Below are 19,464 nucleotides of genomic sequence, written 5' to 3' on the forward strand. Positions count from 1 at the left end.
GATGTCGATCGACACCCGCCCCTCGGCGCGCCCCGCACGGCCCCTGACCCGCACCCGCCCGGCCACCGCCGCGCGCCGCCGCACGTGGGGCAACCCGCTGGCCGGCCTCGGCTCGCTGGTGTGGCTCGTGCTCGTGATCGTCCCGCTCTACACGCTGGTCTCCTCCTCGCTGATGCACCAGGACGAGGCGCTGAACGGCGATCCGTCGGCCGTCCCGACCGACCCGACGCTCGACAACTACCGCACGGTGCTGGACAGCGGCTTCTCCACGATGCTCTCCAACACGGCGATCGTCGCCGTGGCGACCACGGCGATCGTGCTGGTCCTCTCGATCCCGGTCGCGTACGTCGCGGTACGCACCCGCAGCAGGCTCTCCGGTCTAGCCTTCCGCACCTTCCTGCTCGGCGTCGCCATCCCCGCCCAGGCCGTGATCGTGCCGCTCTACCTGCTCATCACCAAGATGGGCCTGTACGACAGCCTGCCGGCCATCATCCTGCCGACCGCCGCGTTCGCGATGCCGGTGGCGGTGCTGATCCTCAGCGGCACCATGCGCGACGTCTCCGAGGAGATGTACGAGGCCATGGCGCTCGACGGCGCCTCGTCGCTGCGGATGCTGTGGCAGCTGGCGATCCCGATGTCCAAGGCGGGCATCAGCACGGTCGCGATCTACACGGCGCTCCAGGCCTGGAACGGCTTCCTGTTCCCGCTGATCCTGACCCAGTCGGAGGAGCAGCGGGTGCTGACCCTCGGCCTCTTCAACTTCATGTCCCAGTTCGGGGTCAACATCCCGGCCGTGCTCGCCGCGATCGTGCTCTCCGTCGTACCGATCTTCGCCGTGTACCTCGTGGCACGGAAGGCACTGGTCAACGGACTGATGGGGGTGGGCGGCAAGTAGCGCACCCATGCCGCCGCGTACCACCGCACTCTTGAGAGGATTCCCCGCCGCCATGGCAAACCCCCCTGTTCCGCACGCCCGCAGGACCGAAGCGGTCACCGCCGTCGAAGGCCCCTGGCAGGACCCCGCGCTCGCCCCCGAGGAGCGCGTGGCCGACCTCGTCTCCCGGATGACCCTCCAGGAGAAGACCGCCCAGCTGTACGGAATCTGGGTGGGCGCCGACGCCGACGGGGACGGGGTCGCCCCGCACCAGAACGAGATGGTCGACGCGATCGACTGGGACACGCTGATCCCGCGCGGCCTCGGCCAGCTGACCCGCCCCTTCGGCACCGCCCCCGTCGACCCGGCGGTCGGCGCGATCTCGCTCGCCCGCGCCCAGCGGGCCATCGCCGGCGCCGGCCGCTTCGGCATCCCGGCCCTCGCCCACGAGGAATGCCTCGCCGGCTTCACCGCCTGGGGCGCCACCGCCTACCCCGTACCGCTCTCCTGGGGCGCGGCCTGGAACCCGGACCTGATCACCGAGATGGCCCACCGCATCGGCGGCGACATGCGGTCCGTCGGCATCCACCAGGGCCTCGCCCCGGTCCTGGACGTGGTCCGCGACCTGCGCTGGGGCCGCGTCGAGGAGACCATCGGCGAGGACCCCTACCTGGTCGCCACCATCGGCACCGCCTATGTGCGCGGCCTGGAGTCCGCCGGCATCGTCGCCACCCTCAAGCACTTCGCCGGCTACGCGGCATCGGCCGGCGCCCGCAACCTCTCGCCGGTCCGGGCCGGGGCCAGGGAACTCGCCGACGTCATCCTGCCCCCCTTCGAGATGGCGCTCGTCGAGGGCGGCGCGCGCTCGGTCATGCAGTCCTACGCCGAGATCGACGGGGTCCCCTCGGCGGCCGACCCCGCCCTGCTCACCGGACTGCTCCGCGACACCTGGGGCTTCGAGGGGACCGTTGTCGCCGACTACTTCGCCATCGGCTTCCTGGAGACCCTGCACAAGGTCGCCGAGGGCCGCGCCGACGCCGCCCGGCTCGCGCTGCGCGCCGGGGTCGACGTCGAACTGCCCACCGTTCGCAGCTACGGCGACGCCCTCGCCACCGCCGTCCTGGACGGCACGGTCCCCGAGGAACTGGTGGACCGGGCGCTGCGCCGGGTCCTGCTCCAGAAGTGCGCACTCGGGCTGCTCGACCCCGACTGGAGCCCGCTGCCGGAGCTCCTGCGGGAGACCGACCCGGAGCAGGCGCGCGAGACCATCGACCTGGACCCGCCGCGCAACCGCGCCCTCGCCCGCGAACTCGCCGAACAGGCGGTCGTCCTGCTCGCCAACCCGCACGGCGCCCTGCCGCTCACCGGCACCGGGCGGATCGCGGTCGTCGGGCCGCGCGCCGACGACGCGCTGGCCATGCTCGGCTGCTACTCCTTCCCCAGCCACGTCGGCGTGCTGCACCCCGAGACCGCGATGGGCATCGACATCCCCACCGTGCTCGAAGCGGTGCGCGGGGAGTTCCCGGACGCCGCGGTGACCGGCGCACCCGGCTGCGAGGTGGACGGCGACGACACCTCCGGCTTCGCGGCGGCGGTGGACCTGGCCCGCGCCGCGGACGTGTGCGTCGCGGTGCTCGGCGACCGGGCCGGGCTGTTCGGGCGCGGCACCTCGGGCGAGGGCTGCGACGCCGACGACCTGGCGCTGCCCGGTGTGCAGGGCGAACTGCTCGACGCGCTGCTGGACAGCGGCACCCCGGTGGTCCTGGTGCTGGTGACCGGCCGGCCGTACGCGCTCGGCCGCTGGGCGGACCGCGCCGCCGCCGTGGTGCAGGCGTTCTTCCCCGGTGAGGAGGGCGGCCCGGCGCTCGCCGCCGTGCTCTCCGGCCGGGTCGGGCCCTCGGGCCGGCTGCCGGTGTCGGTGCCGCGCCTGCCCGGCGGCCAGCCCTGGACGTATCTGCAGCCGCCGCTCGGACTCGCCAACGGGGTCAGCAACCTGGACCCGACGCCGCTGTACCCGTTCGGCCACGGGCTGACGTACACGTCGTTCGCCTGGGAGCCCGGCGCCCCGGTGCCGGCGGAGATCCCGACCGGCGGGTCCGCCGACATCGAGCTGACCGTCCGCAACACCGGGGACCGGGCCGGCGCCGAGGTCGTCCAGCTGTATGTGCACGACCCGGTCGCCCAGACGACCCGGCCCGACACCCGGCTCATCGGCTACGCGCGGGTGCCGCTGGAGGCGGGCGGGGCGGCGCGGGTGCGCTTCCGGTTCCACGCCGACCTGGTGTCCTTCACCGGCATCGGCGGCCGGCGGGTCGTGGAGCCGGGCGCGCTGGAACTGCGGCTGGCCACGTCCAGCGGCGCCGCCGACGTCCGGCACACCGTGCACCTGCGGCTCACCGGGCCCGAGCGCACCCTCGACCACCGGCGCCGGCTGGTGTGCGACGCCCTGGTCGAACCCGTGACCGCGGCAGCCCCCGTACAGGGCTGACCGCCCGGGTCTCCCACCCTCCCGTACCACCGGCCCGCCGGTGGTACGGGAGATTCCACGAAACTTTCGAAGTACCTGCCACCCGCACCTGCACCCACGTACGCGACGCCGCGGGCGCCAGGGGCCGGCGTTGAGTGCGGACGGGGCGGACACAGGGGACGGCACCCCGCCACCGTCCACCGCATCGGCGCCCCCGGAGCGCATGTGCTGAAATTCTGGAGGGGCGACCCCACCGGCCGGACCGAGCCGGGGTCCGGAACGCGGAAGGGCGCGCAGCGATGACGAACGAGCACGAGCGGACCGGAACCCTGGAGGCCGCCCCCGCCGGCCCGGAGGTCGAGATCACCGTCTCCACCCCCTCGGGCACGCTCTCCTTCGTCTGCGCCCCGGCGCGCGCCCGGCAACTGGCAGCCGCGCTCGGCCTCGCGGCGGACGAGGCCGAGCGGAGTCCGGCGGACCCGGTCACCGTCCGGGCGGACGCACTGCGCCGGGGCGATGTGCGCGACGGGGAGCGCGCCATGACGGTGGAGGCCGTCCGCACCGACGGGAACACCACCCATGTCACCTGGTCGTCCGGCGCCGGTCGCGGCTGGAACCAGATGTACGACGCGGACGCCCGCATCACGCTGCGCCGCCGGGGCCGGGCGGCCGGGGCCTGAGCAACCCCCGGCGGCCCGCCCCGGCCCGCCCGCGCGCCCGGTGCGCGGGAGGCGCACCCTGGAGGGAGACCCTTTCCGGAGGTGAAGCGCCATGACCCGGACCGCAGTCGGCTGGCACATCGAGCTGGAATTCGAGGAGGACACCCATCGGACCCGCGCGGCCGCCCTGGTGCGGCTCTCCGACGGACAGGAGGTGCGCGCGCACGGCTATGCCAGCCGCCACCCCTCGGACGCCGAGCAGCCGCGCGTGGGGGAGGAGATCGCCGGAGCCCGCGCGCTCAACGAACTGGCGATGAAGCTGCTGACCAAGGCGCACGACGAGATCGACGACGCGGCCGGCCGCAGCTCGTACCCGCTCAAACCGCGCTGAACCCGGCGTACGCGGCCGGAGACGCACGGGCACTCACTCGTACGAGACTCATCGTAATTTGACGAGCGTCGTACTACGGGATGTATCGTACTAGCGATTCTTCCGTAACCGGCGAAACGGAGTCCGTCGTGAGTGCCCTCTTCGAGCCCCTCACCATCAGGTCGCTTGTCGTACCCAACAAGGTGTGGATGGCGCCGATGTGCCAGTACAGCGCCGCGCCGGAGGGCCCGGAGGCGGGCGTGCCCAACGACTGGCACTTCACGCACCTGGCGGCCCGCGCCACCGGCGGCACCGGCCTGATCCTCACCGAGGCGACGGCCGTCAGCCCGGAGGGCCGGATCAGCCCGGCCGACCTGGGCATCTGGAACGACACCCAGGTCCGCGCGTTCCGCCGGATCACCGACTTCGTCAAGGCGCAGGGCTCGGTCGTCGGCATCCAGCTCGCCCACGCCGGCCGCAAGGCGTCCACCGCGGCGCCCTGGACCGGAGGCGGCCCGGTCGGCCCCGAGGCGCACGGCTGGACCCCGGTCGCCCCCAGCCCGATCCCCTTCGACGACGGCCACCCGGTCCCGCACGAGCTGACCCGCGAGGAGATCGCCGGCGTCGTGGACGACTTCCGCGAGGCCGCCCGCCGCGCGCTCGACGCGGGCTTCCAGGTCGCCGAGGTGCACGGCGCCCACGGCTACCTCATCGGCCAGTTCCTCTCCCCGTACACCAACCGCCGCACCGACGAGTACGGCGGCGGCTTCGACAACCGCGTCCGCCTCGCCCTCCGGATCGTGGACGCGGTGCGCGAGGTGTGGCCCGAGGACCTGCCGGTCTTCTTCCGCGTCTCCGCGACGGACTGGCTCACCGAGAACCCCGAGGACGAGCGCGAGGGCTGGACCGCCGACGAGACCGTACGGCTCGCCGCGCTGCTGCGCGACCACGGGGTCGACCTGCTCGACGTCTCCACGGGCGGCAACGCGCCCCGCGCCCGCATCGAGACCGGCCCCGGCTACCAGGTGCCGTTCGCCGAGCGCGTGAAGCGGGAGACCTCGCTGCCGGTGGCGGCGGTCGGCCTCATCACCGACCCGCAGCACGCCGAGAAGATCCTCGCCGAGGGCCGCGCCGACGCCGTGCTCCTCGGGCGCGAACTGCTGCGCAGCCCCTCCTGGGCCCGCGACGCCGCCCGCGCCCTCAACGGCACGGTGCACGCCCCCGTCCAGTACGGCTACGCCATCTGACCGGGGGGCTCAGGCGACCTTGCGGCCCTGCGCCATGGCCGCCACCGCCCGGTCCAGGCGGGCCGCCCTGACCTCCGGCGACGGGGCCGTCATCAGCCGCAGGAGCACCAGATAACGGTCGGACCTGCCGAGCCCCGCGTAGAAGCGGCCCGCCACCTCGTCCGCCGCCAGCGCCTCGGCGAGGTCGGCGGGCATGGTGGCCCGGCTCTGCGAGGGGTACGCGGCCTCCCACCGTCCGTCCGCACGGGCCGCCTCGATCTCGGCGAGGCCGGGCGCGCGCATCCGACCCTCCTCGATGAGCGCCTCGGCCTTCTCCACGTTGACCAGCGACCAGACGCTGCGCGGCCGGCGGGGCGTGATCCGCTGGAGGTAGTACACCTCGTCGCAGGACTTGCGCTGCCCGGTGATCCAGCCGTAGCAGAGCAGCGCGTCGGTGTACTCGTCGACGGTCACCGACGCCACGCCCGAGTTCCGCTTGGCGATCCGCATCCAGACCCCCGCACTGTCGGCGTGGTGCTCCGCCAGCCAGTCCTCCAGGTGCGCGGCGCTGGTGAAGGTCTCGGCGTTCTCCCGGATACCGGCCGTGCTCGTCATGGCTGCGCCTCCCGCTGGGGGCCGGTTCCCGTCGTCCGGCCACAGCCCCACGCTAGACATCCATCAGGACAGTTCCTGACCTATATCCCCCCGGTCCTCCGCGTCGTCGAACTACGACGAGTCTCGTAGTATGGAGGTTCCGGACCGAGCGACGATGCGGAGAGCGACCGTGACCCCTGCCAGTACCACCGAACCGGCGGCGGGCGCGCGCACCCTGCCCCACCCGGCCCGCGACGACATCAGGATCGAAACCGTCCTGCACGCCCTCTCGGACCCGGTCCGGCTGAGCGTCGTGCGCGAACTGGCCGCCGCCGAGGACGAGCTGACCTGTTCCTGTTTCGACCTTCCGGTCACCAAGTCCACCACCACGCACCACTTCCGGGTGCTGCGCGAGAGCGGCATCGTCCGGCAGACCTACCGGGGCACCGCCAAGATGAACGGGCTGCGCCGGGACGACCTCGACGCGCTCTTCCCCGGACTGCTCGACCGCGTCCTGGAAGCGGCGGCCCGCCAGGCCGCCCGCCTCGGCGAACGCTGACCCGCCGGGCTCCTGTCGGCCCCTGTGCTTCCCCCGGTCCTTGATTGACCGATCAGCCGGGACGGGACATGCTGTACCCCCACCCGAACCGGTTCCGGCGACGCAGGGGATCGCCGGAGCCGGGACGCGCCCCGTTCAGGCGGCCGGCCTGTCGCCGCCCCCGGTCGCGGCGGCCCACTCGACGAGCAGCCGCTGATACTGCTCCTCGTCCTCCGGGGACAGGTGACCGCCCGAACGCCGCCACAGGTCGCGAATGTCTTCATTCACCACGGCTGCGGGGCGTACGGAATCGGACGGGCAGGGAGTCGGGGACATGCCTACAGGCTAAGGCCACGATGTGACAATCCGACCCATTGCACGTCAGGGACATCTCTCACATGTGTCTCAAGCAACCTTCTCGGCAAGTCCGAGCTCCCGCAGTCCGTGCGGCCGTTCCGCCACGGGCAGATGGCGTACGAAACGCACCTCGCAGCCCAGCGCGGCAGCCCCGCCGTCCGCATTCCGGTCGTCGCCCACCATCACCACGTCCTCCGGTTCCTGTCCCAGCAGCGCGCACGCCGTACGGAAGAGGCGGACGTCCGGCTTCTGCACACCGTGCTCGAAGGACAGCACATACGCGTCCACGTACCGGTCCAGCCCGTGCGCCCGGAAGACGGGCCGCAGGTCCCAGCCGATGTTGCTGACGATCCCGATCCGCGCCCCGGCCCCGCGCAGCCCCGCGAGCACCTCCGCTGCGTCCGGGTAGGGGCGCCAGGCGTCCGGGGTCAGATGGCGGTCGTACAGCGCGTCGTACAGACCAGGGTCGGGCAGCGCGACCTGGCGGGCCAGACCCGTGTACACCGCGCGGTGCCGCTCCGCGCTCTCGTCGCGGTGCTCCCAGCCCTCCGCCAGGTCACCGGGCATCCGCTGCGGGTTGGCCCCGCCCGGCAGCGCGCCGTAGGCCTCCAGCTCCGCCGCGTACCGCTTGAACGCGGCCTCGTCCACGGTCACCCCCCGCTCGGCGAGCGTCGCGGCGAGCCAGGAACGGACGGATTCGATCCGGAACAGCGTCCCGGAGAAGTCGAAGAGGACACCCTTGATCGGCATGGCACCGATCCTTGCCGACGGACACACGCCGGGCAAGGGTGCCCTGCCCCGGCCACGACCGCCCCCGGCCCCGCTCGCTCGGGCTCTCCGGAACGCCTCCGCTCGCTCAGGCCCCGGTACGCCCCGGCCGCGTGGCACGGTCGCCGCGTCCGGGAGCGGTGGCCTCCCACCGCTCGTATCCGTACACCGCGAAGGCGGCCAGCGCGGCCCCGAGCAGCCACCCGCCCAGCACGTCGGACGGCCAGTGCACGCCCAGATACACCCGGGTGAGCCCCACCCCGAGCACCGAGACGGCCGCCGCCGCCCCGGCGGCCCGCCGCGCTCCGGGCGCGGCCCCGGACCGGCGCAGCAGCCACAGCAGCAGCCCGCAGCTCACCGTCGCCGTCATCGCGTGCCCGGACGGGTAGGCCGCGTACGAGGCGGTGTCCACCGGGTCCGGCCAGTGCGGCCGCTCCCGGCCCACGGCGGCCTTGACGCCCTGCTGGACCAGCGCCGAGAGCAGGGTGGTCGCCGCGACCCAGACCGCGAGCGACCGGGCGCCGCGCCACCACAGGCCCACCACCACGACGGCGATCAGCGCGCGGAAGGCCCACGGGTCCCACAGCCAGTCCGTCAGCAGCCGGTTCGCGTGGACGAGGCCCGGCTCGGTCACCGCCCGCCGGTGCAGCGCCTCCGCGATCTCGTGGTCCCGTTCCGTCAGCGGCCGCCACCGGGTGACGACCAGCGCCGTCACCGCCCCGCCGAGCACCGCGCACACGGCCCCGGTCCGGGCGAGGGGCGATGCGGCACGGACGGGGGCGGCGGGGGAGAGCAGCGGAATGTGCATGGCACGATCCTCGCCGAAGGGCACCCCGTGCGGCCATCGCAGCACGCCGGGGAGCCGGAAGCGGCTGGGGCGGGTCATGCCGGAGGCGGGCGGCGCCGGGCTACTTGAGCGCGCTGAGCCCCGGAACGAACGCCACCAGGAGGGGGACGACCGGGACCAGGGCCGCCGCCGCGGTCAGCCGCAGCCGCCGCGCGGCCGGGAGCCGGCCCGCCGGGGCCAGCAGCCGGTTCACCCGCTGCGGCAGCTCCGCGTCGGCGGTGGGGCAGGGCCCGAACACGCCCCGGTCCTCGTTGAGTTCGACCAGGGCCAGCGCGATCGTCAGCCGGCCGAAGCGCCGCGAGGCCACGTCGTCGGCCGCCAGCTCCACCAGCCGGTGCATCTCGTTGCGGAACGCCGCGAACACCGGCACCTGCGGGAAGCCGGAGGCCAGCGCCTCCGAGCAGTTGAGCAGCCAGTCGTGCCTGGCCTGCGCGTGGCCCTGCTCATGGGCCAGCACGGCGTCGAGCTGGCGGCCCTTCAACCGGCCCAGCGCCGCCGTGGTGATGACGAGCTGGGGCGCCGCCCCCGGCAGCCACCAGGCGTCCGGCCGGTTGCCCTCAAGGACCACCAGCCGGCCGCTGCCGGGCTCCTCGCCGGGCATCAGCGGGGCGCGCACCAGGAGTTCGGCCCGCCGCTTCGCGCGCCGCAGATGCGCGCGGCGGATCTCGCGGGCCAGCATGGCGGCCGTCCACACCCCGCCGAGGGCGAGCAGCACCGCCATCACCGCCGACCACGGCCCGTACGCCGCGAGCGCGTACGCCTCGACGACGGCGTGCGGCGCGGGCGCGAAGACATGGCCGCGCACGGCCTGCCACGCGGCGGCGGCGCTGAACGTCATGGAGAGCCCGAAGGAGAGCAGCACGGCGGCCACCACGCACTGCCACACCCACAGCGCCACCACGGGTTCGCGCTCGGGCCAGGCGGCCCGCGCCATCAGGCGCGGGGTCACGACGGCGGCCAGTGCACCGAGCAGCAGCAGCGCTAGGGAGACCCACATGGCGTCAGCCTATGAGCCCGTGCCACGCACGGGTACACGTCCGCCCGTCAAGTGACGTACACCACGACGGGCGGCCCGCCGCGTCTCACAGAGTGAGCAGCATCGCGAACATGGCTATGCCCATCGTCAGCCGGCAGGCCAGCGCCAGTTCGGGCCGCGCCCCCCACGCCGGCGGCGGGCCGCCGCCCGCGGCCGCCGCGGCCACCGGCACCAGCCGGGCGCCCGAGCGCAGCACGTACACCGCGTAGTGGACGAGGAGGAGCCCCGTCAGCAGGGGCAGGCCGCCCGCCGTCCCGGCGGACCCCGCCGCATGCCCCGCGTGCCCCCCGTGGCCGCCGCCCCCGGCACCGGCCATCACCACCGCCATGTAGACCATCGCCACCGAGTCGACCAGGTGGTGCAGGTGGTGGCCGCCGCGCCGGGCGAACCACAGGGCCCGCAGCGCCGCGACCCCGAACAGCGCCGCGTACACCACCCAGCCCCAGGCCGGCGGGGCGACGGCGGCGGCCGGCAGGGCCATCGCGGCCATGCCGAACCCCATCAGCGCCTCCGCCCGCGCCGTCCTGCGCTCCTCCTCGCTCCCCGTACGGGTGCGCAGCAGGCAGTACGAGCCCGTCACCGCGCACAACGCCATCAGCAGCCACCCGGACGTCGCCGGTCCGTGCACAGCGGGCCCTCCCCCTGAGCGAACGACATCACGTCGACTAGTCGATGCCCGGCGCCGGAGACCCGTACGCGGCGCACAGGAGTACGGGGGAGCGCGCGGCGGAGGTGCCCTTGCGGCGTGCCCGGCGCGTACGCCCGCGCACGCGCCGGGCGGCGTCCGCGCGGAACCGGCCCCCGGCTGCGGAGTTACGCTGCTGCGGCAGCGCCCGCGCACAGATTCGGAGAAGCCCCGCCATGGACACCGCCCCGCCCCGCGACACCGGAGAACTGACCTTCCGCGACGCCACCGAGGCGGACATACCCGCGCTGGTGGAGCTGATCGAGTCGGCGTACCGGGGCGACAGCAGCCGCGCCGGATGGACGACCGAGGCCGATCTGCTCCAGGGGCAGCGCACCGACCCGCAGGGGGTGCGCGAGGTGGTGGAGAGCCCGGCGAGCAGGCTGCTCGTGGTGGAGCGGGACGGCGCCCCCGTCGCCTGCTGCCAACTGGAGCACCGCGGCGAGGCCGCCTACTTCGGCATGTTCGCGGTCCGGCCGGCGCTCCAGGGCGCGGGCCTGGGCAAGGTGGTCATCGCCGAGGCCGAGCGCACCGTCCGGGAGAGCTGGGGCGTGCGCGAGATGCACATGACCGTGATCTCCCTCCGCGAGGAACTGGTCGCCTGGTACGAGCGCCGGGGCTACCGCCGTACCGGCCGGATGTCCCCGTTCCCGTACGGCAACGAGCGCTTCGGCATCCCGCAGCGCGACGACCTCGCCTTCGAGCTGCTGGTCAAGCCGCTCGACCACTGACCGCCCGGCACCCCTAGGCGGCGCCGCCCCCGCGGCGGATGTCCGGATGGTCGGTGGTCACGCCGTCGAGCCCGAGGCCCTCGGCCAGCCGCAGCTGCCGCTGCGTGTTGACCGTCCAGCCGAACACCGTCAGACCTTCGGCGTGGGCCTTCTCGACCAGCTCCAGCGTGATCCGCCGGATGTTCAGCACCAGCCGGGTGGCGCCGGCGGCCGCGGCGCGGTCCAGCAGGTCGCCGCCCCACCGGCCGGCCACGAGTGCCGTCCGCACGCCGGGGACCAGCTGCGCGATCTCGGCGATCGCCTCGTCGTGGAACGAGATCACCTCGACGCGCTCGACGAGCCCGCGCCCGGTCATCACCTTCGCCAGGGTGCGCGCGGCCGCCACGTCCTTGATCTCCGCCTGGAGCGGCGCCCGCACCGCGTCCAGGACCTCCTCGAAGACGGGCACCCGCTCACCGAGCCCCGCGTCCAGCGCGCGCAGCTCGGCGAGCGTCTTCTCCGCGATCGGGCCCTCGCCGTCGGTCGTGCGGTCCACGTCCGCGTCGTGCATGACGGCCAGCGCGCCGTCCTTGCTCAGATGCAGGTCCAGCTCGATGAGGTCGACGCCCTCCCGCTCGGCCCGGACGAACGAGCGCAGGGTGTTCTCCGGCTCGATCCCGGCCGCCCCGCGATGACCGATCGTGAGAAGAGACAAGGCACGCTCGCTTCCGTCGACGCTCTGTTCCCGCACGCTGCTCCTGCCCGCACCGCACGCCGGTATGACCGTGTCGGCAGCCTAATGGGCCGCGCGCACCGGACGGGGAAGGGGCGGGGGCCGCCCCCGGAGCGCGCCGTACCCCCGGCGAAGAAGCCGCCGAAGACGCGTACAACAGGAAAAACCACGGTGACCATGGGGGGTCAGCAGGATAATTTCCAGGGTCCCACTTGTCCTGCGGAGCCGCACGTGGATACGGTGGTGAGACGCGAGGTTCTCCCGTGGAGGAAGTGTGATGACGGAAATTCTTGTGCAGGACGCCGCATCCGGCGGTATAGCTGCCGCCGCGCCGGTGATCGAGCACCCGGCGTGGCCCGCGCTCAAGAATGCCGTGGAGGAGATCCGCCCCTGGCAGTCGAAGGACGGCTCCATCGACTTCGACGCCGAGGACGCGCCCACCCCGGCGCTCGCCGAGGCCGCCGTGGAACGCGTGATCGCCGCCGTCGACGAGCTGTCCCCGCTCCTGCCGCACGACGCCGCCTACCACCGCGCCCTCGTCCAGGACCTGCGCCGCTGGGTCGCCGGAGGCTTCGTCGTCCCCGACTTCCTGGACTCCCTGCTGGCCTTCCAGCCGGCCGCGGACCGGACGGACGGGCTCCAGCACCTGGTCGTCTTCGCCATGTACACCCAGAACGGCAACCCCGACCGCAACCTCGAAGCGGTCGTGCTGCGCATGGTCTGGCCGGACTGGCTCGCCGAACTGGAGGCCACCCGCTACGACAACCCGCTGTTCTGCGGGATCACCTTCGAGGACTTCACCTCCGGCTACGACACCAACTCCGCGGTGCTCTTCCCGGAGACCATCGCCGTCCGCGAGGCGCCCGAGCGCTTCAGCTGGGGCGGCATCTTCTGCGACCGCGAGGCCGCCCGCTTCCGCCGCGTCACCGAGGCGTCCGTCGAACTCCTCGGCGTCGACCTGCCCGACGACATCCGCGCGATGATCGGCGACCAGCGGCGCTGCGAGCAGGCGTTCGTGCTCTGGGACATGGTCCACGACCGCACCCACAGCCACGGCGACCTGCCGTTCGACCCCTTCATGATCAAACAGCGCCAGCCGTTCTGGATGTACGGCCTGGAGGAGCTGCGCTGCGACCTCACCGCCTTCAAGGAGGCCGTGAAGCTGGAGGCCGAGGGCAACCCGCACGGCCGCGACGTGCAGTACGCCGTCCTCTTCGACCGGATGTTCCGCTTCCCGGTCACCGGCGAGCGCGTCCGCAACTACGACGGACTCGGCGGCCAGCTCCTCTTCGCCTACCTCCACAAGCACGACGTGGTCCGCTGGACCGACAACCAGCTGCGGATCGACTGGGAGCGGGCCCCGCAGGTCACCAACCAGCTCTGCGCCGAGATCGAGAAGCTCTACCGCGACGGCATCGACCGCCCCAAGCTCGTCCACTGGTTCGCGGCCTACGACCTCGTCTCCCGCTACCTCGCCCCGCACCCCGGCTCCCGCTGGGCCAAGGGACCGGACGCCCTGGACCTCTCCCAGCCGCCGCGGAAACTCGTGGACGATGTGCTTCCGGACGAGTTTCCCCTGAGCATGTTCTATGAGGCCCTCTCCAAGAAGCTGAAGAACGTGATCGCCTCGGCCAAGGGCATCACCGGCTCCGATGCGGGGAAGGCTGCCGCGTGAGCACAGGTCCCAAGGAGGCGGAGGCCATGAACGGAACAAACACGGGCGACACGGGGGGCACCCTCGAAGGTGCCGTCGTCGCCGTCGCCGGAGCCGCCGGACCGGCCGGCCGGGCCACCCTGCTCCGGCTCGCCGAGGCGGGCGCCGTCGTCGTCGCCTCCGACTCCCACCCCACCCGCCTCGCCGAAGCCGTGGACGCGGCCCGCTACGCCCACGGCGGCGCCACCGTCACCGGCGACACCGTGGACCTCCTCGACCTCGGCGCCACCCGCGACTGGGCGGCCAAGACGGAGAAGGAGTTCGGCCGCGTCGACGGCGTCGTCCACCTCGTCGGCGGCTGGCGCGGCAGCGCGACCTTCGCCGAGACCGACCCGGCGGACTGGACACTGCTGGAGAAGCTCCTCATCCGCACGGTGCAGAACACCTCGCTCGCCTTCCACGACTGCCTGCTGCGCAGCGACCGCGGACGCTTCCTGCTGACCAGCGCCGCCGGCGCGTCCCAGCCAACCGCGGGAAACGCCGCCTACGCCGCCGCCAAGGCGGCCGCCGAGGCGTGGACCCTCGCGCTCGCCGACTCCTTCCGCAAGGCGGGGGGCGAGGACGGCCCCCGCAGCGCGGCTGCCATCCTGGTCGTGAAGGCACTGGTGCACGACGCGATGCGCGCCGAGCGCCCGAATGCGAAGTTCGCGGGCTTCACCGACGTCAGGGAACTGGCCGATGCCATCGCCGGCGTCTGGGAGCGGCCCGCCCCCGAAGTGAACGGAAAGCGCCTGTGGCTGACCCCGCAACCGTAAGGACCGACGCGCGTCGCCATCACGACCCGCGGGTACGCGGATTCGCCAGTGACAACTACGCGGGGACCCACCCGGAGATCCTCGCCGCCCTCGCCCTCGCCAACGGCGGCCACCAGGTCTCCTACGGCGAGGACGACTACACCGGCCACCTCCAGCGGGTGATGCACAGTCACTTCGGGCCGACCGCCGAGACGTTCCCCGTCTTCAACGGCACCGGCGCCAACGTGGTCGCGCTCCAGGCCATGACCGACCGCTGGGGCGCGGTCATCTGCGCCGAGTCCGCCCACATCAACGTGGACGAGTGCGGCGCGCCCGAACGCGTCGGCGGACTCAAGCTGCTCACCGTCCCCACCGAGGACGGCAAGCTCACCCCGGAGCTGATCGACCGGCAGGCGTACGGCTGGGACGACGAGCACCGCGCCATGCCCCAGGTCGTCTCGATCACCCAGAACACCGAGCTGGGCACCGTCTACACGCCCGACGAGATCCGCGCCATCTGCGAGCACGCGCACGGCCACGGCATGACCGTCCACCTCGACGGGGCCCGCATAGCCAACGCCGCGGCCTCCCTGGACGTGCCCATGCGCACGTTCACCAACACCGTCGGCGTCGACGTGCTCTCCTTCGGCGGCACGAAGAACGGCGCCATCTTCGGCGAGGCCGTCGTCGTCCTGAACCCCGACGCCGTCCGGGCCATGAAGCACCTGCGCAAGCTGTCCATGCAGCTCGCCTCCAAGATGCGCTTCGTCTCCGTACAACTGGAGGCACTGCTCGCCGGCGACCTGTGGCTGCGCAACGCCCGGCACGCCAACACCATGGCCCGGCGGCTCGCCGACGGCGTGCGCGCGATCGACGGCGTGGAGATCCTCCACCCCGTCCAGGCCAACGCCGTCTTCGCACGGCTGCCGCACGCGGTCACCGAACGCCTCCAGAAGCGGTTCCGGTTCTACTTCTGGGACGAGCGGGCCGGCGACGTCCGCTGGATGTGCGCGTTCGACACCACCGAGGAGGACGTCGACGCGTTTCTCCGCGCGATCGAGGAGGAGATGGCGGCCGGCTGACCGCCCCCTCGAACCCCTCCGGGGTGCGGACCCGTCCGTACCCCGGAGAGACGTTTCAGCCCCGCTCGCGGACCTCGGCCGGCGTCGGAGCCGTACCGCCCAGGTGCGCGGGCACCCACCAGGTGTCGGCGGCGTCCTTCGGCCGGACCGGATACGCCCGCTGCGCCGCCTCCAGCAGCTCCTGCACCCGCTCGCGCAGCCGCCGCGTGATCGCGCCCGCGTACTGGTCGGTGGGAGCCTCCACCGGCTCGCCGACGCGGATGGTCACCGGGATGTGGTTGCGCTTGAAGTTGCGGGGCCGGCCCTTGGTCCACAGCCGCTGCGTCCCCCACAGCGCCATCGGGATCAGCGGAACGCCCGCCTCCTGCGCCAGGCGCGCCGCGCCCGACTTGAAGCTCTTGAGCGTGAAGGACTCCGAGATCGTCGCCTCGGGGAACACCCCGACGATCTCCCCGGACCGCAGCGAGGCCAGCGCGTGCGCGTACGCCTCCTCGCCCTGCTCGCGGTCGACGGGAATGTGCTTCATGCCGCGCATCAGCGGACCGGAGACCTTGTGCCGGAAAACGGATTCCTTGGCCATGAAACGAACCAGGCGCTTCTGCGGGAGCGCCGCGAGCCCATTGAAGATGAAGTCCAGATAACTGATGTGGTTGCTGACCAGAACAGCGCCACCGGTCTTCGGGATGTGCTCCGAACCCTGACTGTCGATCTTCAGGTCCAGCGCCTTGAAAAACGTGCGAGCGGCGCCGATGACCGGCCGATAGACGAGTTCTGCCATCTGGGGAAGACCCTTTCTTCAGCGCCCGCGGAGGGTTCTCCCGGCGGAAGTTACGCAGCCGTAGGTTTTCGGCATTGGGGCGATCGTGCACCATACGGTCACGCGGTGGCCAGTCCCGGCGGCCCCGTGCGGCGAGATTCTCGTCACGTACTACGGCCGGGAATGCCCGCGCCGCCATCGGTGCTGACCTTCTGCGGAGAACTCTGACAGGAGGTCGGGCTGTGGACGGGCAGGCGCGTACGGAGAGGCTGGACGCGGCGCGCCTCGGCGCGGAGCTGGGGGCGCGGGCCACGCTCGTCCAGTTCTCCACCGCCTTCTGCCAGCCTTGCCGGGCCACGCGCCGCATCCTCGCGGAGGTGGCCGGGATGGTCGAGGGGGTCGCCCATGTGGAGATCGACGCGGAAGCCCGACTCGGGCTCGTACGGGACCTGGGGATCGACCGGACCCCGACCGTCCTGGTGCTCGACGCCGGAGGCCGGATCGTGCGCCGGGGCGTCGGGCAGCCCCGCACCGTTGATGTCGTCGCCGCCCTCGGGCGGGCGATGTGACGGACCGTGATGCTTCTCCCACTTGCCGGGACGCCCTTGACTGCGCGCACCGTGAATCGTCACTCTGACACTTATGCCGTCAGATCCCCTGCTCCATGGCCGGGCGTACATCGATCTCGCCCGTACCGCCGGCGCGTGCTGTCCGGATGCCTGAGCATCCACGACCCCGCAGCACCCCCGACGCGCAGAAGGATCTCTCCATGACGGCATCACCCGGACTCGACGCGCCGCGAACCGCCTCCCCGGACCTGCTCCGCTCGGTGTTCCGGCAGCACGCCGCCGGAGTCGCCGTGATCACCGCCGCCGACGGCGAACGGCCCGTCGGCTTCACCGCCACCTCGCTCAACTCCGTGGCCGCCGACCCGCCCCTGATCTCGTTCGGCGTGGGCACCGCGTCCTCCAGCTGGCCGGTCATCGCCGCGGCCGAGTACGTCGGCGTCCACATCCTCGCCGAGCACCAGCGGGAACTGGCCGCCACCTTCGCCCGCAGCGGCGCCGACCGGTTCGGCCCGTCCACCTTTTGGCGCAGCGGGCCGGAAGGCGTTCCGCTGCTCGACGACGTGCTGGCGTGGCTGGTCTGCCGGGTCGTGGCCCGTGTTCCGGCCGGGGACCACCGCATCGTGATCGCCGAGGTGACCGCGGGCGACCCGGTGGGCGGTGGCCGCCCCCTCCTCTATCACCAGGGCCGATTCACGGCGCTGCGCGACTGAATCCGCCGCCGGTGGTTCCGGAGCGGCGCGCGTTGGGCAGATCACAGTGCCAAGCGCTTGCTCATGGAGCACCCAATCGATGTACTGACGAGTAATATGACGGTCGGAGCGTCGGTCGCCCCGACCGGAAAACGCCCCATCAGGCGCCTATGCTGCGTGCAACAAGGCAGCCCGGAAATGACGATGCAGTAGGAGAGCCGGCGTGAGCTTGAGGATCGTTGTCTGTGTGAAGTACGTGCCCGACGCGACCGGTGACCGGCATTTCGCCGATGACCTGACGTTGGACCGTGAGGACGTGGACGGTCTGCTGTCGGAGCTGGACGAGTACGCGGTCGAGCAGGCGTTGCAGATCGCGGAGGCGGCCGATGACGCGGAGGTCACCGTGTTGACGGTGGGTCCGGAGGATGCGCGGGACGCGTTGCGCAAGGCGTTGTCGATGGGTGCGGACAAGGCGGTTCACGTCGAGGACGACGATCTGCACGGGACGGATGCGCTGGGGACGTCGCTGGTGCTGGCGAGGGCGCTGGAGGAGACCGGGTACGACCTGGTGGTTTCGGGGATGGCGTCGACGGACGGGTCGATGGGTGTGGTTCCGGCGCTGCTGGCGGAGCGGCTGGGTGTGCCGCAGGTGACGCTGCTGTCGCAGGTGTCGGTGGCCGATGGTGTGGTGCGGGGTCGCCGGGACGGGGACAGTGCGTCGGAGGAGCTGGAGGCGTCGCTGCCGGCGGTGGTGTCGGTGACCGACCAGTCCGGTGAGGCGCGTTACCCCTCGTTCAAGGGGATCATGGCGGCGAAGAAGAAGCCGGTGACGTCCCTGGACCTGGACGACCTGGGCATCGACGCCGAACAGGTGGGCCTGGCGGGTGCCTGGAGCGCGGTCGACTCCGCGACGGAGCGCCCGGCCCGCACCGCGGGCACGATCGTGAAGGACGAGGGCGAGGGCGGCAAGCGGCTGGCCGAGTTCCTGGCGGGCCAGAAGTTCATCTGAGCCCCGGCACCCCCTCTCATCACCCCCGCCTACTTCGCACACGCAGGAGATTGAAGTCCCATGGCTGAAGTTCTCGTCTATGTCGACCACGTGGACGGCGCCGTCCGCAAGCCCACCCTGGAGCTGCTGACGCTCGCCCGCCGTATCGGCGAGCCCGTCGCCGTCGCCCTGGGCAGCGGTGCCGCAGACACCGCGGGCGTGCTCGCCGAGCACGGCGCGGTCAAGGTGCTGACCGCCGACGCCCCCGAGTTCGCCGAGTACCTCGTCGTGCCGAAGGTGGACGCCCTCCAGGCCGCCTTCGACGCCGTGTCCCCGGCCGCCGTGCTGCTGTCCTCCTCCGCGGAGGCCAAGGAGATCGCGGCCCGCCTCGCGGTCCGCATCGGCTCCGGCATCATCACCGACGCCGTCGACCTGGAGGCCGGCGACCAGGGCCCGATCGCCACGCAGTCCGCGTTCGCCGCCTCGTACACGACCAAGTCCCGTGTTTCCAAGGGTGTTCCGGTCATCACGGTCAAGCCGAACTCCGCCCCGGCCGAGCCGGCCGCGGCCGCCGGCGCCGTCGAGACCCTCGCGGTCACCTTCTCGGCGCAGGCCACCGGCACGAAGGTGCTCTCGCGTACGCCGCGTGAGTCGACGGGCCGTCCGGAGCTGACGGAGGCGGCGATCGTGGTCTCCGGTGGGCGTGGGGTGAACGGTGCGGAGAACTTCGCGGTGATCGAGGCGCTGGCGGACTCGCTGGGTGCCGCGGTGGGCGCGTCGCGGGCCGCGGTGGACGCGGGCTGGTACCCGCACACCAACCAGGTCGGCCAGACCGGCAAGTCGGTCTCCCCGCAGCTGTACATCGCCTCGGGCATCTCGGGTGCGATCCAGCACCGGGCGGGGATGCAGACCTCGAAGACGATCGTCGCCGTCAACAAGGACCCCGAGGCCCCCATCTTCGACCTCGTCGACTACGGCGTCGTCGGCGACCTCTTCGACGTCGTGCCCCAGCTCACCGAGGAGATCAACACCCGCAAGGGCTGATCGCCGACGAGCGCGTACGAACA

At 72.6% G+C, this 19,464-nt stretch carries 23 protein-coding genes; 15 read left to right on the forward strand and 8 right to left on the reverse strand.

Annotation, left to right across the window (positions count from 1 at the left end):
- Position 1: 1 nt before the first annotated feature.
- The 5 genes from DNK56_RS16170 (at position 2) to DNK56_RS16190 (ending at position 5,617) form a co-directional block, all read left to right on the forward strand.
- Entirely contained in the window at positions 2-895 is an 894-nt protein-coding gene (locus DNK56_RS16170) for a carbohydrate ABC transporter permease (RefSeq protein ID WP_111334608.1), read from the forward strand.
- Positions 896-947: 52 nt separating this feature from the next.
- A complete protein-coding gene (locus DNK56_RS16175) occupies positions 948-3,362 on the forward strand; it encodes a beta-xylosidase/alpha-l-arabinosidase (protein WP_111334611.1) in 2,415 nt (804 codons plus the stop codon).
- A gap of 278 nt (positions 3,363-3,640) precedes the next feature.
- A complete protein-coding gene (locus DNK56_RS16180) occupies positions 3,641-4,021 on the forward strand; it encodes a hypothetical protein (RefSeq protein ID WP_111334614.1) in 381 nt (126 codons plus the stop codon).
- 91 nt (positions 4,022-4,112) lie between these two features.
- Complete coding sequence (locus tag DNK56_RS16185) at positions 4,113-4,391, forward strand: DUF1876 domain-containing protein (protein ID WP_018106227.1); 279 nt, start codon at positions 4,113-4,115, stop codon at positions 4,389-4,391.
- A gap of 128 nt (positions 4,392-4,519) precedes the next feature.
- Complete coding sequence (locus DNK56_RS16190; RefSeq protein WP_111334617.1) at positions 4,520-5,617, forward strand: NADH:flavin oxidoreductase/NADH oxidase; 1,098 nt, start codon at positions 4,520-4,522, stop codon at positions 5,615-5,617.
- Positions 5,618-5,626: 9 nt separating this feature from the next.
- On the opposite strand, the gene DNK56_RS16195 is transcribed toward DNK56_RS16190, so the two are convergent.
- Positions 5,627-6,211 (reverse strand): YdeI/OmpD-associated family protein, encoded by a 585-nt coding sequence (locus DNK56_RS16195; protein WP_111334620.1) that lies wholly within the window; start codon positions 6,209-6,211, stop codon positions 5,627-5,629.
- Positions 6,212-6,365: 154 nt separating this feature from the next.
- On the opposite strand from DNK56_RS16195, the gene DNK56_RS16200 reads away from it, so the two are divergent.
- A complete protein-coding gene (locus DNK56_RS16200; RefSeq protein ID WP_111335886.1) occupies positions 6,366-6,749 on the forward strand; it encodes an ArsR/SmtB family transcription factor in 384 nt (127 codons plus the stop codon).
- A gap of 135 nt (positions 6,750-6,884) precedes the next feature.
- Here DNK56_RS16200 and DNK56_RS34730 read toward each other — a convergent pair whose 3' ends face one another.
- From DNK56_RS34730 to DNK56_RS16220, 5 genes are all read right to left on the reverse strand, one after another.
- Positions 6,885-7,064: a hypothetical protein gene (locus DNK56_RS34730; RefSeq protein ID WP_146610463.1), complete on the reverse strand. Its 180-nt coding sequence runs from the start codon at positions 7,062-7,064 to the stop codon at positions 6,885-6,887.
- 69 nt (positions 7,065-7,133) lie between these two features.
- Positions 7,134-7,835: an HAD family hydrolase gene (locus DNK56_RS16205; RefSeq protein ID WP_111334623.1), complete on the reverse strand. Its 702-nt coding sequence runs from the start codon at positions 7,833-7,835 to the stop codon at positions 7,134-7,136.
- Positions 7,836-7,941: 106 nt separating this feature from the next.
- Positions 7,942-8,661 (reverse strand): phosphatase PAP2 family protein, encoded by a 720-nt coding sequence (locus DNK56_RS16210; RefSeq protein WP_111334625.1) that lies wholly within the window; start codon positions 8,659-8,661, stop codon positions 7,942-7,944.
- A 100-nt stretch (positions 8,662-8,761) separates the two neighbouring features.
- Complete coding sequence (locus DNK56_RS16215) at positions 8,762-9,697, reverse strand: M56 family metallopeptidase (protein ID WP_111334627.1); 936 nt, start codon at positions 9,695-9,697, stop codon at positions 8,762-8,764.
- A gap of 85 nt (positions 9,698-9,782) precedes the next feature.
- On the reverse strand, positions 9,783-10,364 hold the full coding sequence (locus DNK56_RS16220) for a DUF5134 domain-containing protein (RefSeq protein ID WP_111334629.1): 582 nt from the start codon (positions 10,362-10,364) through the stop codon (positions 9,783-9,785).
- Between the two features lie 233 nt (positions 10,365-10,597).
- Between DNK56_RS16220 and DNK56_RS16225 the strand changes: the two genes are divergently transcribed.
- Complete coding sequence (locus DNK56_RS16225) at positions 10,598-11,152, forward strand: GNAT family N-acetyltransferase (RefSeq protein WP_111334631.1); 555 nt, start codon at positions 10,598-10,600, stop codon at positions 11,150-11,152.
- Positions 11,153-11,165: 13 nt separating this feature from the next.
- Here DNK56_RS16225 and DNK56_RS16230 read toward each other — a convergent pair whose 3' ends face one another.
- Entirely contained in the window at positions 11,166-11,846 is a 681-nt protein-coding gene (locus tag DNK56_RS16230; protein ID WP_111335889.1) for a glycerophosphodiester phosphodiesterase, read from the reverse strand.
- Between the two features lie 295 nt (positions 11,847-12,141).
- Between DNK56_RS16230 and DNK56_RS16235 the strand changes: the two genes are divergently transcribed.
- From DNK56_RS16235 to DNK56_RS16245, 3 genes are read left to right on the forward strand one after another with little or no spacing between them, the layout of a single operon-like run.
- Complete coding sequence (locus DNK56_RS16235; protein ID WP_111334633.1) at positions 12,142-13,539, forward strand: DUF6421 family protein; 1,398 nt, start codon at positions 12,142-12,144, stop codon at positions 13,537-13,539.
- A gap of 26 nt (positions 13,540-13,565) precedes the next feature.
- The gene (locus tag DNK56_RS16240; RefSeq protein ID WP_111334636.1) at positions 13,566-14,333 is read left to right on the forward strand and encodes an SDR family NAD(P)-dependent oxidoreductase; all 768 of its coding nucleotides are present in this window, start codon (positions 13,566-13,568) and stop codon (positions 14,331-14,333) included.
- Positions 14,312-15,394 (forward strand): threonine aldolase family protein, encoded by a 1,083-nt coding sequence (locus tag DNK56_RS16245; RefSeq protein ID WP_111334639.1) that lies wholly within the window; start codon positions 14,312-14,314, stop codon positions 15,392-15,394. Before DNK56_RS16240 ends, DNK56_RS16245 begins: the two co-directional genes overlap by 22 nt.
- 55 nt (positions 15,395-15,449) lie before the next feature.
- On the opposite strand, the gene DNK56_RS16250 is transcribed toward DNK56_RS16245, so the two are convergent.
- A complete protein-coding gene (locus tag DNK56_RS16250) occupies positions 15,450-16,172 on the reverse strand; it encodes a lysophospholipid acyltransferase family protein (protein WP_111334642.1) in 723 nt (240 codons plus the stop codon).
- 221 nt (positions 16,173-16,393) lie between these two features.
- Between DNK56_RS16250 and DNK56_RS16255 the strand changes: the two genes are divergently transcribed.
- The 5 genes from DNK56_RS16255 (at position 16,394) to DNK56_RS16270 (ending at position 19,441) form a co-directional block, all read left to right on the forward strand.
- Positions 16,394-16,720, forward strand: coding sequence for a TlpA family protein disulfide reductase (locus DNK56_RS16255; protein WP_111334644.1), 327 nt, complete (start codon positions 16,394-16,396; stop codon positions 16,718-16,720).
- A 73-nt stretch (positions 16,721-16,793) separates the two neighbouring features.
- Positions 16,794-16,874: a putative leader peptide gene (locus DNK56_RS36760; RefSeq protein ID WP_353961631.1), complete on the forward strand. Its 81-nt coding sequence runs from the start codon at positions 16,794-16,796 to the stop codon at positions 16,872-16,874.
- A gap of 46 nt (positions 16,875-16,920) precedes the next feature.
- Positions 16,921-17,430: a flavin reductase family protein gene (locus tag DNK56_RS16260; protein ID WP_111334647.1), complete on the forward strand. Its 510-nt coding sequence runs from the start codon at positions 16,921-16,923 to the stop codon at positions 17,428-17,430.
- A 202-nt stretch (positions 17,431-17,632) separates the two neighbouring features.
- Positions 17,633-18,418, forward strand: coding sequence for an electron transfer flavoprotein subunit beta/FixA family protein (locus DNK56_RS16265; RefSeq protein WP_111334649.1), 786 nt, complete (start codon positions 17,633-17,635; stop codon positions 18,416-18,418).
- Positions 18,419-18,478: 60 nt separating this feature from the next.
- Entirely contained in the window at positions 18,479-19,441 is a 963-nt protein-coding gene (locus DNK56_RS16270) for an electron transfer flavoprotein subunit alpha/FixB family protein (RefSeq protein WP_111334652.1), read from the forward strand.
- Positions 19,442-19,464: the final 23 nt, after the last annotated feature.

Origin of the sequence: Streptomyces sp. AC1-42W (assembly GCF_003248355.1) — a bacterium.
Lineage (GTDB): Bacteria > Actinomycetota > Actinomycetes > Streptomycetales > Streptomycetaceae > Streptomyces.

Excerpts from the sequence above, each read along its gene's own strand:
- DNK56_RS16225 (WP_111334631.1), top strand. The coding sequence starts at position 10,598 with ATGGACACCGCCCCGCCCCGCGACACCGGAGAACTGACCTTCCGCGAC.
- DNK56_RS16210 (WP_111334625.1), bottom strand. The coding sequence starts at position 8,661 with ATGCACATTCCGCTGCTCTCCCCCGCCGCCCCCGTCCGTGCCGCATCG.
- DNK56_RS16240 (WP_111334636.1), top strand. The coding sequence starts at position 13,566 with ATGAACGGAACAAACACGGGCGACACGGGGGGCACCCTCGAAGGTGCC.
- DNK56_RS16185 (WP_018106227.1), top strand. The coding sequence starts at position 4,113 with ATGACCCGGACCGCAGTCGGCTGGCACATCGAGCTGGAATTCGAGGAG.
- DNK56_RS16215 (WP_111334627.1), bottom strand. The coding sequence starts at position 9,697 with ATGTGGGTCTCCCTAGCGCTGCTGCTGCTCGGTGCACTGGCCGCCGTC.
- DNK56_RS16200 (WP_111335886.1), top strand. The coding sequence starts at position 6,366 with ATGCGGAGAGCGACCGTGACCCCTGCCAGTACCACCGAACCGGCGGCG.
- DNK56_RS16270 (WP_111334652.1), top strand. The coding sequence starts at position 18,479 with ATGGCTGAAGTTCTCGTCTATGTCGACCACGTGGACGGCGCCGTCCGC.
- DNK56_RS16205 (WP_111334623.1), bottom strand. The coding sequence starts at position 7,835 with ATGCCGATCAAGGGTGTCCTCTTCGACTTCTCCGGGACGCTGTTCCGG.
- DNK56_RS36760 (WP_353961631.1), top strand. The coding sequence starts at position 16,794 with ATGCCGTCAGATCCCCTGCTCCATGGCCGGGCGTACATCGATCTCGCC.
- DNK56_RS16175 (WP_111334611.1), top strand. The coding sequence starts at position 948 with ATGGCAAACCCCCCTGTTCCGCACGCCCGCAGGACCGAAGCGGTCACC.
- DNK56_RS16235 (WP_111334633.1), top strand. The coding sequence starts at position 12,142 with ATGACGGAAATTCTTGTGCAGGACGCCGCATCCGGCGGTATAGCTGCC.
- DNK56_RS34730 (WP_146610463.1), bottom strand. The coding sequence starts at position 7,064 with ATGTCCCCGACTCCCTGCCCGTCCGATTCCGTACGCCCCGCAGCCGTG.
- DNK56_RS16260 (WP_111334647.1), top strand. The coding sequence starts at position 16,921 with ATGACGGCATCACCCGGACTCGACGCGCCGCGAACCGCCTCCCCGGAC.
- DNK56_RS16250 (WP_111334642.1), bottom strand. The coding sequence starts at position 16,172 with ATGGCAGAACTCGTCTATCGGCCGGTCATCGGCGCCGCTCGCACGTTT.
- DNK56_RS16180 (WP_111334614.1), top strand. The coding sequence starts at position 3,641 with ATGACGAACGAGCACGAGCGGACCGGAACCCTGGAGGCCGCCCCCGCC.
- DNK56_RS16170 (WP_111334608.1), top strand. The coding sequence starts at position 2 with ATGTCGATCGACACCCGCCCCTCGGCGCGCCCCGCACGGCCCCTGACC.
- DNK56_RS16195 (WP_111334620.1), bottom strand. The coding sequence starts at position 6,211 with ATGACGAGCACGGCCGGTATCCGGGAGAACGCCGAGACCTTCACCAGC.